Source organism: Epilithonimonas tenax DSM 16811, assembly GCF_000428485.1.
Taxonomy (GTDB): domain Bacteria; phylum Bacteroidota; class Bacteroidia; order Flavobacteriales; family Weeksellaceae; genus Epilithonimonas; species Epilithonimonas tenax.
Window position 1 is genome coordinate 43,275 of sequence record NZ_AUAA01000019.1, and the last position, 14,834, is coordinate 58,108.

At 34.6% G+C, this 14,834-nt stretch carries 13 protein-coding genes, 1 tRNA gene and 1 pseudogene; 7 read left to right on the top strand and 8 right to left on the bottom strand.

Translation table 11 applies throughout. The features are described from left to right. Positions 1 to 108: 108 nt before the first annotated feature. Positions 109 to 1,212, bottom strand: a complete 1,104-nt coding sequence (locus F564_RS0110830) for a M14 family zinc carboxypeptidase (RefSeq protein WP_028122663.1) — start codon at positions 1,210 to 1,212, stop codon at positions 109 to 111. A 341-nt stretch (positions 1,213 to 1,553) separates the two neighbouring features. Between F564_RS0110830 and F564_RS0110835 the strand changes: the two genes are divergently transcribed. From F564_RS0110835 to F564_RS0110865, 7 genes are all read left to right on the top strand, one after another. Further along, positions 1,554 to 2,612, top strand: a complete 1,059-nt coding sequence (locus F564_RS0110835) for a TerC/Alx family metal homeostasis membrane protein (RefSeq protein ID WP_028122664.1) — start codon at positions 1,554 to 1,556, stop codon at positions 2,610 to 2,612. A gap of 941 nt (positions 2,613 to 3,553) precedes the next feature. Beyond that, positions 3,554 to 4,069: a helix-turn-helix domain-containing protein gene (locus F564_RS0110840; protein WP_028122665.1), complete on the top strand. Its 516-nt coding sequence runs from the start codon at positions 3,554 to 3,556 to the stop codon at positions 4,067 to 4,069. 25 nt (positions 4,070 to 4,094) lie between these two features. Then, positions 4,095 to 4,169, top strand: a tRNA-Arg gene (locus F564_RS0110845). Between the two features lie 41 nt (positions 4,170 to 4,210). Then, on the top strand, positions 4,211 to 6,400 hold the full coding sequence (locus tag F564_RS0110850; protein ID WP_028122666.1) for a B12-binding domain-containing radical SAM protein: 2,190 nt from the start codon (positions 4,211 to 4,213) through the stop codon (positions 6,398 to 6,400). An 857-nt stretch (positions 6,401 to 7,257) separates the two neighbouring features. Continuing rightward, positions 7,258 to 8,124 (top strand): sensor histidine kinase, encoded by an 867-nt coding sequence (locus F564_RS0110855; protein WP_228373894.1) that lies wholly within the window; start codon positions 7,258 to 7,260, stop codon positions 8,122 to 8,124. Then, entirely contained in the window at positions 8,114 to 9,436 is a 1,323-nt protein-coding gene (locus tag F564_RS0110860) for a sensor histidine kinase (protein WP_028122668.1), read from the top strand. Before F564_RS0110855 ends, F564_RS0110860 begins: the two co-directional genes overlap by 11 nt. Beyond that, positions 9,433 to 10,074 carry a response regulator gene (locus F564_RS0110865; RefSeq protein ID WP_028122669.1) on the top strand — a complete coding sequence of 214 codons (642 nt, stop codon included), beginning with the start codon at positions 9,433 to 9,435 and terminating at the stop codon, positions 10,072 to 10,074. The genes F564_RS0110860 and F564_RS0110865 overlap by 4 nt, the downstream gene beginning before the upstream one ends. A 64-nt stretch (positions 10,075 to 10,138) precedes the next feature. On the opposite strand, the gene F564_RS0110870 is transcribed toward F564_RS0110865, so the two are convergent. The 7 genes and pseudogenes from F564_RS0110870 to F564_RS19955 all read right to left on the bottom strand — a co-directional run bounded on the left by F564_RS0110870 (position 10,139) and on the right by F564_RS19955 (position 14,741). Beyond that, on the bottom strand, positions 10,139 to 10,420 hold the full coding sequence (locus F564_RS0110870; RefSeq protein ID WP_028122670.1) for a FoF1 ATP synthase subunit delta/epsilon: 282 nt from the start codon (positions 10,418 to 10,420) through the stop codon (positions 10,139 to 10,141). Between the two features lie 55 nt (positions 10,421 to 10,475). Next, a complete protein-coding gene (gene atpD, locus F564_RS0110875; RefSeq protein ID WP_028122671.1) occupies positions 10,476 to 11,984 on the bottom strand; it encodes a F0F1 ATP synthase subunit beta in 1,509 nt (502 codons plus the stop codon). A gap of 144 nt (positions 11,985 to 12,128) precedes the next feature. Further along, complete coding sequence (locus tag F564_RS0110880) at positions 12,129 to 12,779, bottom strand: T9SS type A sorting domain-containing protein (protein ID WP_028122672.1); 651 nt, start codon at positions 12,777 to 12,779, stop codon at positions 12,129 to 12,131. 11 nt (positions 12,780 to 12,790) lie between these two features. Beyond that, positions 12,791 to 13,144 carry a T9SS type A sorting domain-containing protein gene (locus F564_RS20975; RefSeq protein ID WP_316928799.1) on the bottom strand — a complete coding sequence of 118 codons (354 nt, stop codon included), beginning with the start codon at positions 13,142 to 13,144 and terminating at the stop codon, positions 12,791 to 12,793. After that, positions 13,145 to 13,768: pseudogene (locus tag F564_RS20980) on the bottom strand (S8 family peptidase); the annotation flags it as partial. Between the two features lie 11 nt (positions 13,769 to 13,779). Then, positions 13,780 to 14,037, bottom strand: coding sequence for a S8 family serine peptidase (locus F564_RS21105; protein WP_028122674.1), 258 nt, complete (start codon positions 14,035 to 14,037; stop codon positions 13,780 to 13,782). Further along, positions 14,028 to 14,741 carry a hypothetical protein gene (locus F564_RS19955; RefSeq protein WP_028122675.1) on the bottom strand — a complete coding sequence of 238 codons (714 nt, stop codon included), beginning with the start codon at positions 14,739 to 14,741 and terminating at the stop codon, positions 14,028 to 14,030. Before F564_RS19955 ends, F564_RS21105 begins: the two co-directional genes overlap by 10 nt. Positions 14,742 to 14,834 lie beyond the last annotated feature (93 nt).

Below are 14,834 nucleotides of genomic sequence, written 5' to 3' on the forward strand. Positions count from 1 at the left end.
TTTAACGATTCCAAAAAGTCCTATAATTTATATTATGTTAAATCGGGTATATAACAATAATCTAATCAGCGTGTTAATTTTTTAAAAATCAGGATATATCAGATTGCATTATTCTATACTGAAATCTACCAGCGAATCCAATTTTGGAAACTTTTTGACAGAAACGAATTTTTTATCAGTACAGTCGATTTCTTTCCATCCTTTTTTATGGTTCAGATCACCAACTTCAATCACGTACGGCTGATATGTTAGATTTTTATCATCGTCCAAAATTTCTCTATATTGGATTCCAATGTCCATAATGCATTCAAATTCTGTATTGAGTTTTACATTTCTGTAAATCAGATCAAAATGGGATTCTCTATTCTGAGGAATATCAAAATATGTTTCATAACTCAACGTATCACCTTTCAGAACAGACATCGCTTTTAAAGCGAAATATAAAGCGTGCGTGTAGTATTCTCTCGTTTTAGTTCTCTCAAGATCATTCTCATAAAAACCACCTTCAAATAATATAGACGGAATGCCGCATTTCATAAAATTATCACCGCTGGACGTTGGATAGAATTCATCTGTGTATGTAGCAATTCTGTTTGGCAGGATCTGTTTCATCTGCATATAAACTGCTGCGATAACGGCCATACTTTTCTTTCTGTTTTCCGTGATGTCTCTCTCAGCGTTTTCGGATGGCGACAGAAACGAAAGTGTGGCAGGATGTAAACCGTCCGTCGTGAAGATGGTCCTTTGGTCGTGCAGGTTAAGCAGGTAGCTGTAATTTCCGTTTAGAACAATGGATTTCAAAACACGCATTTCATTGCTAGAGTTCCGGATAAAATCTCTGTTGATATCAATATCATATGCATTTCTCCTGCTCCATGCTTCGGAGCCATCAGGATTCAGCATCAGTATAAAATCCAACTGGATCAGTGCGAATAATTTTTCATGCAGCTGAGGATGCTTTTCAAATATCGAAAGAAGGTCCAACATTGCCAATGTCGCTGTAGACTCGTTACCGTGCATTTGTGACCATGCTGCAACTTTGACAGGGCCGCTTCCTAAGGTCAGCATATAAATCGGTTTCCCCAAACTCGACTTTCCGATCTCTTTTATCAAATCGCTGTAATGGTGCTGTAGGTAAGAAAATAATTTTTCAGGAGAAATATAGCGTTCTGGGAAGCTTTGATTTTTTGAATAAGGAAAACTGTTTGTCATGAGTACTGATTTAGATTTTCACAAAAATAAGATTTAATCTGAATAAAAACCTTATTACATTTGTAAAAGAATTAAACATTACATAATGTCACTTTGTCTGTTAATTATTTTGTGGATTGATGTATTGATATTTTTTTTATGTAAAATTAATCATATCAGTATTTTACATATTTTAAATAAAGTATTTTTTTAAGTTTACTTTAAGCTGCAATTTGGTGCAGTTGTTTCATTTGTTCATCAAAAGACTAAACGCAGATTCGGTGCCTAATTGCTTGTTTTTACAATTGTATAAAGTCTTTATTTATAATAATTTTCCCTATTTTTGTGCTTATTTTTAATCAATGAGCAACGAAGTTTTATTTCTTTCAGGATTTTTAGTCTTTATCCTTACTATACTTTTATTGGACTTAGGAATTTTTAATAAAAAAGACTCAGCCGTGTCTTTGAAACAGGCCGGGCTAATGAGTGTCCTTATCCTCCTACTCTCTTTGGGTTTTTACATACTACTCACCTATTATGGTCATCTTATTCATGGGATCGACAGTATCGAGAGGTTGCAGGAGGTTGTTGCCAAACACAAACATCCGGTCAAAATCATTCCTGATCATTTGGAGCACAGTATTATGCTGTATGATAAAAACCTGGGATTGGAATTTCTGACAGGATACCTAGTAGAATACGCCCTCTCTATAGATAATATCTTCGTGATCCTTTTAGTTTTTAGTGGTTTTGGTGTAGCACCCAGAAATTATCACCGTGTCCTCTTCTGGGGAATTTTTGGCGCTATCGTGATGAGGTTCTTATTTATATTTATAGGAGCAGCGTTGATTCAGAAATTCGAGTGGATCATGTATGTCTTCGGAGCCTTCCTGGTGTACACGGGTATCAAAATGTTTGTTGACCGCAATAAGGACGAAGAAATAGATCCTCAACACCATCCAGTTGTCAAGTTTGCTCAGAAACATTTCAAAGTTCACAACCAATTCGTTGGCAACAAATTTTTTGTGGTCATCGATGGTGTAAAGAAAATAACACCTCTACTACTGGTTCTGGTCATTGTAGAATTTACAGATCTTATCTTTGCAGTGGACAGTATTCCTGCGATTTTCTCGATCACCAAAGATCCTTACATCGTTTTCTTTTCCAATATTTTTGCCATTATAGGTCTTAGATCTATGTTCTTTTTGCTTGCTGGGATTGTGAGTAAGTTCCGATTCTTAAAAATTGGCCTTGCTGCACTTTTGGCATTTATCGGCCTGAAAATGATTTTCCACCATTATCTGGAAGACATAGGCTTTGGGACTTCCCATTCTCTGATTGTTATTGTCTCCATATTATTTCTCAGCATCATCACTTCTCTCTTGTTTCCAGAGAAGAAGGCTCGTAAAGTAAAGCCGTAAGTCTTCCGACGTAGCACTTATGCGCTATTTTATTGGTCAATGTTTTTGCGTGTAAAAGCGAAAATAGCAGTTCGAAGCGTTGTTTTGAAAGTGCTGATTTCGCCTGTATCGGAAATACAGATAAGCTCAGGAAGACGCCTAGTATCTATAAAACACTGGATAATTATCTGAGTAAAGCCAGCATAAATAAGATCCAATAAAACGATGTTTAAAATGGTTTTTTGCACCAATCAAGTAACACAGTTTGATTCTTAAATGAGCTCGTAGAGTTTTATTTTTAACACCAAAAAACCGGTATTGGACCTTTGATTAGTTTGGTCCTGACACTGCTTTTATGAGCACTAATGAGTATCATAAAGCGCGATTTTTTGCCATATCTGAGTCAGCTGAATTAAAAATACTGAGCTAGTCCTATCTACAACAAAAAGAAAACCGACAGCCGGGAAATGATAGGATTTGATGATTCTAATAATGTTGCATACGATATCCATGGTAGCAACATTACAGAAAGATCATCGTATCGAACAATAAATTAAAGCGGTAACATACCATATTTACAACCTGAAAGCCATCACAAGCGCTATTTTATCCACATTCCACAACTCTTCCCTCATATGCTTTTCTCAATTAAAAAATAAATCGTATTATTTTAATAAATCATTTGATTGATAGTACATTATAGGTTTCAATTAAAGTAAAATATAAAATAGTTATTTGTATTATAATTTTAAAATGTTGTTTTTATGGAATATCATGGGAAGAAAAAAAATCTGTTTTCCACATTGTCCACAATGGAGCATCTGCAAATTAACTTATACACAATCATAATTGTAATAGATTGATAATTAACATATTATACTAAAATTAAACTATTTACAAAAGTAAACAATTGTTTTTACAACTGTAATTTATATTCATTTTAATTTAATTACATTTGTATTATGGAATGGACAGATAGATTTACAAAAGTAATCGAGTACTCAGGTCTCACGCCGGCAGAATTTGCTGAAGAAATTGGTGTGCAGCGGTCCAGTATTTCTCATATCGTTTCTGGTAGAAACAAACCTTCCTTAGATTTTATAACCAAAGTAAAATCTGCTTTTCCCAAATTAGAATGGGATTGGCTTATAACTGGAGAAGGTGAAATGCTGGCTTCTGACAAACTGCCTGATCCTGTAGAGGAAGAACTCGAAATTGTCGAAAAGAAAAAACCGTCATTACCAGATTTGTTTTCCTTAATCAATGATGAGAATTTTGGCCGCACAGAAAGTGAAGATAAGGTAGAAAAAACAAAATTGCGAGAACCCGATATTTCTGAACCAACATCAGAAAGAAATATTTTATCCAATTCTCAGCCATTAGAAAAATCCGATCAAAAACAGGAATCAAAGACCAAAAAAGTCAAAAGAATTGTTTTCTTCTATCAGGACGGAACATTTGAGACCTATGAGAATTAATTGTATTATTTTTGATAGATTATTTGGCCTTATAGTTCAACGGATAGAATAGAAGTTTCCTAAACTTTAGATCCAAGTTCGATTCTTGGTAAGGTCACCACATGAAAAACTTTTAAACCTTATCTTTGCAAAAAATTTCTTTTGAAAGATATTCTTCTTATCACGCCGCCTTTCACGCAACTCAACACGCCTTATCCAGCGACCGCGTACATCAAAGGTTTTCTAAATACCAAAAATGTATCAAGCTATCAGATCGATTTGGGTATTGAAGTGATTTTGCAGTTGTTTTCAAAAAAAGGCATTCGACAGATATTTTCCATAGATATTGATCTGAAAACGACCTCTGAAAATGCCCAGCGTATTTTTGCTTTACAGGACGCGTATATCAAAACCATTGATCAGGTCATTCTTTTTTTACAGAACAAAAATCCAACTTTAGCACGACAGATTTGTTCAATGAATTTCCTTCCGGAAGCGTCGCGATTCAATCAGTTGGATGATATGGAATTTGCTTTCGGCAATATGGGATTGCAGGACAAAGCGAAACATCTCGCCACCTTGTATCTCGAAGATCTTTCAGACTATATCGTTGAAAATGTGGATTCGGATTTTGGATTCAGCAGGTATGCAGAACGTTTGGGTAAAAGTGCCAATTCTTTTGATGAATTATACTTTAAACTGAATGATCATCAGACTTTTATAGATGATATGGCTCTGAAGATTCTTCGAGAAAAATTGGAGTTGGTTCAGCCGAAATTAGTTTGCTTCTCCGTTCCGTTTCCGGGTAATTTATATGCCGCTTTCCGCTGTGCAAAATTCATCAAAGAACATTATCCCCACATCAAAACTGCGATGGGTGGCGGTTTTCCAAATACGGAACTTCGTGAAATCAAGGACAAAAGGGTTTTTGAGTTTTTCGATTTTATTACTTTGGATGATGGCGAATTGCCTTTGGAACTGGTTTATGAAACCGTCAATCATAAGACTGAAAATCCCGAACTAAAAAGGACTTTTTTAATTGAAAACGAACAAGTAACTTACAAAAACAACGCCACCAAACACGATTACAAACAAGCGCAAGTAGGAACGCCGGATTATTCCGATTTGCAACTAGACAAGTATATTTCTGTCATAGAAATTGCCAATCCAATGCACAGTTTGTGGAGCGATGGCAGATGGAACAAGCTCACAATGGCGCACGGCTGCTACTGGGGAAAATGTACTTTCTGTGATATTTCTCTGGATTACATCAGACTGTACGAACCTGTTTCTGCCAAAATCCTGGTTGACAGGATGGAAGAATTGATCGCAACAACGGGCGAAACAGGATTCCATTTTGTGGATGAAGCGGCACCACCTGCTTTGATGCGCGAAGTGGCTTTGGAAATTCTCAGAAGAAACCTGGTTGTAACATGGTGGACAAATATCAGATTTGAAAAAAGTTTTACCCAGGATCTGTGTTTTCTACTCAAGATTTCTGGTTGCGTGGCGGTTTCTGGCGGTTTGGAAGTGGCTAGCAACCGGTTATTAAAATTAATTGACAAAGGCGTTTCCGTAGATCAGGTGGCGAGAGTGACAAGAAATTTCACCGAATCCGGGATTATGGTTCACGCTTATCTGATGTACGGCTACCCGACACAGACAGTTCAGGAAACAGTGGATTCTTTGGAAATGGTGCGTCAGCTTTTCGAAATGGGCATTTTGCAAAGTGGATTTTGGCATCAGTTTGCGATGACAGCGCACTCACCTGTTGGGATCAATCCTGAGGAATATGGCGTAATTCCTGTGAAGCAAGAGATATTATTTGCTAATAATGATATTGATTTTACGGATAAAACCGGAATCGATCACAGTAAATTCAGTTTTGGGTTGAAGAAATCTCTGTTCAATTATATGCACGGGATCAATTTTGAAATGCCTTTGCAAAGTTGGTTTGAATTTAAAATTCCGAGAACGACGATAGATCCGGATTACATTCACGATGCACTTTTGGAAGATGATCATTTTAGTTTTAAACCCAATGCAAAAGTGATTTTCTTAGACAAAAATGTGATCGTTGACAATTATATCAAAACTAAAAAAGGAAATTCCTGGGAATTGAGTCAGCTTACTTTTCATTTGAAAACCAACATTCTGAAAATTGAATTGGATAAAGAACAGGCGCAATGGCTAATCAAAATGCTGAACGAAAATTCTATTGACAGTGCCAAAAAATTAAGTCTGTTACAGCTTAAAAATAACTTCGAAGAATGTTTTGAAGATTTTGAATTGTTCTGGTTTTCAAAACCGATACAGCAGTTGAAGGAAAACGGGGTGATTCTTTCCTTATAAGAAAAGTTGTGTGGGCTCATACTTTTGCCTCTAAATATTCTACTAGATTCTCTGTATTTTTATCACCAAAGTGCTGGTATTAATCTACTAAAGTGTAATATTTTGATCTGAAAAACGCCTTAGATTTGCAAAAAGATAAACAATTCATCATTGTGTTTTTCGGGGAACTGGCTTATGACCGTTGTTTCCCGAATTTTTTATGGCATCTTTTTTAGACTTTCGTGTTACCACAATTTTCCAATGATAATTCTAATGATGTGACGGCGAATATCAAAAAGTATTTTAGTGCTTGATTATTTTGAACCGAAGTCAATTTTTTTGCTTTTATTTTCTTGAAAATGTATTATTTTTTTTGATAAATATGATAATTGATTTATATTTATCAGAAAAAATTGAAAATAAGTAAAAATATATTAAAAATAAAAATACTACGTATCGTTAATAATGGAGTTCTTCAACATAAGAATGTTGCGGAGAAAAATAAAATTCAGGTTCTGAACGCTATTTCAATCTCTATTTTTAATCTTACATTGATTGTCACGTCTGTGTATTTATTATATGGTTTTTACTGGCAGGCTTTTTTGGACTGTATCATTTTTTCAGTGTATTATATCAATAATGATTTCATAAAAAAGGGTCGTTTTCTGCTAGCGAAATTTCTTGGTTTACAGAGTATCATTGTATTTCTATTTTTAAGCGGTTTATTTTATAACTACCCTATTACCCTCACACATTTTTACCTAATCCCGGTGGTTGCGTGCTTGTTTATTTTTTCTGTGAAAGAGATTCATTTTATGATTTTTTTTATAGTACAACTCATAGGGTTATTCTTTGTTCAGTCCATTTACAGTGCTGATTTGTTTCATATAAACTTAAATATTCTCAGCCAGGAAAGACAAGATCTGTTCAATGTGATATTACTTTTGACATTGAACAGCTATTTGTTTTGTCTTGTGTTTTTTATTGTCCTGATTTTACAGACCCAAGAGCAAAAACTGAAAAAAGTAAAAAACAGATTATTTTTAGTAAAAAAATCGCTCAGAGTCCAAAACAATGAGATGCAGACTTTTGGATTGGCGGCCACCCATTCTTTGAAAACACCTTTATTCATTATCAACAGTTTCCTTAATAAAATTGAAAATAATCTGACTCATCACGAGGACAGCCATCTGAACGGTTACTATTTTAAACTCTTAAAAGAAAGTAACAGCCTCAATGAAAAGTACTCCAACGATCTTATTTCCTATTTATCGATCTATAATGTTACCAGTGATTTGATGTTTTTTGATTTGCGGCAATTGGTAAATCAAAGCACAGAAATCTATCAAATCAAATACAAGGAAGCCAGAATCCTTAATGATATTGAGCATCTTATCATCCATTGCAATCCTTCACTTTTGGAAATAATCATCCAAAACATGGTCGATAACGCACTGAAATACAACACTTCTGAGATTCCCACCATCAGAATCTACAAGAAGCTGGCAAAGGACCATATTTCGATATTTTTTGCTGACAACGGCATAGGAATCGGGAACGATTATGCAGAAAAAATATTCGATCCGTTCAACAGGATCAATGAGATAGAAACTTCTGCAGGTAGCGGACTTGGCTTGACGATCTCAAAACTCGCGGCATTTAAAATGAATGCTTCGCTTGATCTGTTTTATAGTACAAAAGATACTGGTTCAATTTTTAAGCTCCATATTCCAAATGAAAATTAAAAGATACAAATACCTGCTTCTACTGAGGATTGTGAGAATTATGTATATTGGTTTTCATAAAGACAATTCTGAGGAGACCAATGGAAAGGTCATTTTCGTAAATATCCTTAATCTAAGTTACATTGCAAATCAATTTGTTGCGACGATACTCTATTTGTTGATAGGCGTTTATAATAGTGCGATCTATTCTTTGATATTGATGCCTACCCCATTTTTGGTATACTATTTCAACTATAAAAGGCAGTATCTTTTATCAAAATTTTTAATTTTCTTATATTATAATGTGATCATTTTTATCACTTTTTGCTACTTTTCGCATCCTTACCTATCTTACTACTTTATCCCTGCAATTATAAGTTCTGCAATTGTTTTCGAAAAAAAAGAGCTCAAATACTTACTCCTGATTAACTTTGTATCCTTCTCATTAATGCTCATAGCAAACACAGGATTAAAACAATATCTTCCACTTTATTATCAAGATACGACGAATGGAGAAACAACAGTCATTATCTTAATTGTTCACATTAATTTTATTATAGGGCTCCTTTTTGTGTACGCCTATTATATGCATCTGAAGATCAAAAGATTGATAAAATTCAACAAAACACTGAAGGATGCAAAGTTGAAATTGAAAAACCAAAGCAATGACTATTTTCAATTTGCCGAGGCGTCCAGTAATTTTTTAAAATCACCGATTTATATTTTCAATACGTTTATAGGGAAAATTGAGCAAGGCTTGTATGAAAAAAAATCTTATGAAGACCTAAAACCCTATTTTACAGTGATCAAAAAAAGTATCGAGGAAGAAGAAAAATTCATTAATAATATGTTTGATTATAATAAAATCATTCTCACGATTCCCCAAAAAAAGAGTATCAATATCAGCCAAATCATTGAAGAAAGTTTAGAGGTTTTCAAAAAACCAAAAGCCAACTTTGCTTATACGATCCCACAAGATCCAGTAGAGCTAAAAATAGATGGTGGATTATTGACTAAACTTGTCCATATTATTGCTGAAAATGCTTACTATTATAATGAAAATGAGACCAGATTGTTGGCTATCACTTATCATCTGGACAAAGACAGTCTTGGCATTCATTTTAAAGATAATGGCATTGGGATTAATCAATCATACAGTGAGAATATTTTTAAACCCTATGTCAGGATCAATAAGACAGAGCATGTACACGGAACCGGTATCGGTTTATTAAAAGCGAAAAAAATAGCTGAACTGATTGGTGCACAGTTTTTTTTAGGAGAAAGCAATAATTCAGGAACTACATTCCAACTACTTATAAACACAAAAGAATGAAAGATAACAAAATTAAAATTGCCTTTGTAGAAGATAATCACCTTTTCTATCAAGCGCTAAAGCTGCTGCTGTTCGACAGTGAACAATTTGACATTGTAGGGATGTTTTCTAATGCAGAATCGTGTATTAAAGATTTTCCGTACATTCATCCGGAGATAGTTTTAATGGACATCAGTCTTCCGGGAATGCACGGTTTGGAAGCTGTTTCTATCATAAAAAAAGATTATCCAAACACAAAATTAATCGTTCTGACGGTCTTGGAAGATGATGAAAATATTTTTAATGCTTTGAAAGCCGGCGCTGATGGCTATCTACTTAAAAGAGATTCTTTAGAAAAATTGACCGAAAATATCATGGTGATACAATCTGGCGGAGCTGCTATCGCACCATCTATTGCGAAAAAGATCGTCGATTATTTTAGAGTTGTTAACAGCAACACTTCAGAAATTGAAACATTGAGCGAAAGAGAGTTAGAAGTTCTCAACCATATTTCAAATGGCCTTCTAAATAAAGAAATCGCAGATAAATTATTTTTATCCGTAGATGCGATCAAAAAAAATACGCAAAGTATCTATCAAAAGTTACAAGTAAGAAATCGCACGGAAGCTATAAAAAAATATTTTGATTACAAGAAATAGATCTTAAAAACAAAAAATCCTGAAAATTGCTTTTCAGGATTTTTGATGTATATGAGTTGGAAATTTATTCGCAAAGAATAATTCCTTTATCATTGTTGAATTCTAAAACACCACTTTTGATCTCGTACGAGTAAGCACTTTTAGTTTCTGTTTCTTTGGTCAGGTATTTCTCAAAAGAACCATTGACTTTATCAGTATAGATCTTCACTTTTCCACCAACCAAAGCAGATACGATAGCTGCGTGATTTTTATAGATTTGGAACTGCCCGCTTTTTCCTGGAAGAAGAACAGATTCTACTTCGCCTTCAAAGATCACAAATTCCGGAGTTAAAATTTTTATATTCATTTTAATTGGCTTTTAGCTTTTGGCAAATAGCTATTGGCTATCAGCAATCAGCAAATTAAACGTTCTCTGCTAACAATTTTTGTCCTGCTGCGATTGCTTCTTCGATAGTTCCTTTCAAGTTGAAAGCAGATTCTGGATACTGATCCAATTCTCCATCAATGATCATATTGAAACCTTTGATAGTATCTTTGATATCTACCAATGATCCTTTAAGACCTGTAAACTGCTCAGCAACGTGGAAAGGCTGAGACAAGAATCTCTGAACTTTTCTAGCTCTATAAACTACCAATTTATCTTCTTCAGAAAGTTCTTCCATACCAAGAATCGCAATAATATCCTGCAATGCCTTGTATCTCTGAAGAATTTCTTTCACTCTTTGAGCACAGTTATAATGTTCTTCACCAATGATTTCCGGAGCCAAGATTCTTGACGTAGAAGCCAATGGATCTACCGCTGGGTAAATACCTAATGAAGCAATTTTTCTATCCAATACAGTGGTTGCATCCAAGTGAGCAAACGTTGTTGCCGGAGCTGGATCTGTTAAATCATCCGCCGGTACGTAAACCGCCTGTACTGAAGTAATAGAACCGTTTTTAGTAGAAGTAATTCTCTCCTGCATTGCACCCATTTCGGATGCCAATGTCGGCTGATAACCTACCGCAGAAGGCATACGTCCAAGAAGTGCAGACACCTCAGAACCAGCCTGTGTAAAACGGAAGATGTTATCTACGAAGAACAATACATCTCTACCTTGTCCGCTTTCGCCTCCATCTCTGTAATACTCTGCCAATGTCAAACCAGAAAGTGCTACTCTAGCTCTTGCTCCTGGCGGCTCATTCATCTGTCCGAAAACAAAAGCAGCCTTTGAATCTTTCATTTCTTCAAGATCAACTTTGGAAAGATCCCAACCTCCATTTTCCATAGAGTGCATAAACTCGTCTCCGTATTTGATAATACCTGACTCTAGCATCTCTCTCAAAAGGTCATTTCCTTCCCTTGTTCTTTCTCCTACTCCTGCGAATACGGAAAGGCCACCGTGACCTTTCGCGATATTGTTGATCAATTCCTGGATCAATACTGTTTTTCCAACACCTGCTCCACCAAACAATCCAATTTTACCTCCCTTTGCATAAGGCTCAATAAGGTCGATTACTTTGATACCAGTGAAAAGAACTTCTGCTGAAGTCGTCAACTGGTCAAATTTTGGTGCTGGTCTGTGGATTGGCAAACCTCCTTCTTTTGACAAGTTCTGAAGCCCGTCGATCGCATCACCAACAACGTTGAACAGACGTCCGTTTACGCCTTCTCCAACGGGCATTGTGATCTGCTGACCTGTCCCAAGAACTTCTTGTCCTCTTTGTAGACCGTCTGTAGCATCCATTGCGATACATCTTACAACGTCTTCGCCAATGTGCTGCTCAATCTCCAAAACAACTTTTTCTCCGTTGGTTTTGATGATTTCCAGAGCGTCATATATGTTTGGTAATTGTTCAACTTCATTAAAGACCACATCGATAACTGGTCCAATAATTTGTGAAATTTTTCCTTTAATTTGGTTTGCCATTACTAAATTTTTACTTGTGCGCAAAGATAATAAAAGTTTGTATATCTGCATTGTCAGAAAAAAAGATTTTTATCATATTTAAAATTAAAAAATGTCAAGACATAAAATCTTGACATTATAATTATTATTGAACATAAAACTTTACTATTCCTTAACTAATTTCTTAGAAATTACAGCTCCACTTTTCATCGTAAACGTGATAAAATAATTCCCTTTTGAAAGCTTTGAAACATCTATAGATTTCACCGAAGCACTACATTGTCTTTCTATTTTCCCGGAAAGATCTGTTATTTTTAAACTTGAAACTTCTTCTGAAAAATGAAGGATATCTTTTACAGGATTAGGAAAGATATCTATGTTTTTATTTTTTTGTTCGAGATCATTTGTGCTTAGTGATATTGTTCCAGTAAAGGGTGTTGTGAAATCTAAAGTTGCTGAATCTTGCATTAACGAAGCCTGATAAAGACAACCTTGGAAAGTACTTCGATAAATTTCTACTTTAAGGGTGTAATTACCGGACGCAGACGAAATATCTATATAAAAATCATTATTAGGCGCTTGACCTCCATCAAAAAGATAATGATCATAGCAAACTTTAAGTGTAACGACATTTCCGATTGTTTCAGTTGTATAAGAATTATAATCTGTAAAACCTCCACCATCGATTTTTACATTTACTTTTATTTGGCTTTCATTTATTTGTGTAATGTTTAATCCAGAAATAAAGAAATATTGTTCCGCAGATAATTTTCCAGTAGTGAAAATTATTATAAAAATTAAAAGTATGTTTTTCATAATAATAGTATTTATTGTTTGATTAAGGTTTTTGAATCTACGACGTTACCATTTACAACCAATGCAATGGTGTAAATGCCAGGCAAATAGTTGCTAAGGTTGATAGTAGTTTCCTTTGTATGTAGGTCTAAATGAAAAGTATTTACTGAACCATTTCCTGTCTGGCTTGCAATTGCTAATGATGCAGAATTGGCTTGAACTAAATTGTAATGAACATTAACAAAGCTAATTACAGGATTTGGAGCAATAATTTCTAAAGTGCTCCTTTGGAGTGGTTCTTGGAAACCTTGTTCGCAAGGATAAGCAGAAAGTAAACTTCTTGACATCAAAACTGCTGCATGAGCATCTACCAATCCATAACCCATTTGGTTATTCCAAGTTCCATTTGGTCTATTTGAAGAAATCGTATAATTGTAAGTATCACTTCTAATTTTTTGAGACGTTTGCTCGATAATGTCTCTTACTTGTTGCCCTGATAAACATGGATTAACAGATAAAATCAAAGCAGCAATTCCGGAAACATGTGGTGCTGCAAAAGAAGTTCCCTCCTCTTCTATAATGTTTTGTTCTGGACTTGTTGTCCAAATTCCAACACCTGGAGCGACGACATCTAATTTATCTCCATATCCAGACTTAAACCATCTACTACCAGTTTGTGTTACACCTCCCACCGTTAAAATTCGATTATCAAAATTACCCGGATAAATCATAGAAGGACCATTATTTCCAAAATTTCCAGCTGCAAATACAACCAAAGATCCTTTTCCATCACGACCGTTTTCAATAGCATTCATAATTGCTTCTTCTAATAATTCACTATCTAACCATCCAGCATTTGAGAACCAAAAACAATTGATTATGTCAGCATTTTCCATTTCCCAAGCCCAAGTAATACCAGAAGCAAGTTGTGCAGAAAATGTACTTGCCACAATACCCTCAATAATGTCATTTTTTAAATCATGGCTAATTGGGATAATCTTGGATTTTGGAGCAACTCCAACTAGTTGTTATTGTTTCTAACAGCACTTATTATGCCTGCCACACGTGTTCCGTGGGGTCTTTCTACGATATAAACACTTCCAGCTGTGCCTGATTTTGCATCATATCCTGCACTACCAATATTTGGATTCAAATCTAAATGAGGGAAATAAATACCGTTATCTACAACCGCAACACTAATGTTCTTACCCTGAGAAATCCGCCAAGCTTCACAAGCATTAATATCAATAGCAGGATTTGAAGTATTTTTCAACCCCATTGTAAACTAAAATTGGGATCATTTGCACATATTCTTGCATCATTATTACTACCGTCATCCACTGGAATTTTATTTCCAACTTCTGTACTTTCAATACTAGGATCTGTAGAAAAATTTAGCATAAAAGCAGGATCGACAGCTTGAAATAATCCGGTTTCGTAAAATTGATTTCCTAGTTCTAACGAAGTATTCGTGTTTCCATTCGATACTGCCATTATATACCATTGTGGCATATGAGGAACTTGTTTAATAATTTCTACATTTTTTTGTAATGCTATTTGTTGCAAAACATTAAAGTCATTTGTGTTTTTAAGTTTTACATAAAAATGTTTAGAAATCCCAACAGGTTCTGCATCTCCGTTTTCAAAAAACAAACCTACGTATTCTACGTTAGGAAGTTGCTTTAACTCACCGAGCTTTTGATTATAAGCTAAAGTATTATTAGGCTCAGTGCTTAATTCCAGTTGAGCAAATTTTTTGTTTTCAGAACTTCCATCTTCAACCAAAATATAATCTTCAACACCAATGTTTGCAGTAGAAGATTTTTGAAAATTTTCATTCGTAAAAATATTAAATGATTTTTTGTGAGGAGTAAGATATTTCTTTTCTCCCTTGTAGTAGTAGTAGTAGTAGTAGTAATTACTTTGTGCATTTGATAAATTAACAATTGCAAATAACAATAATAAAGAAGCAACTTTTTTCATAGGCTATAAGTTTTAATTAGTTTAGCGTAAATATAACAAAATTCCAAAAATTACCTATAAATTATTAACAATTATATAAATAATTGTTTAAAT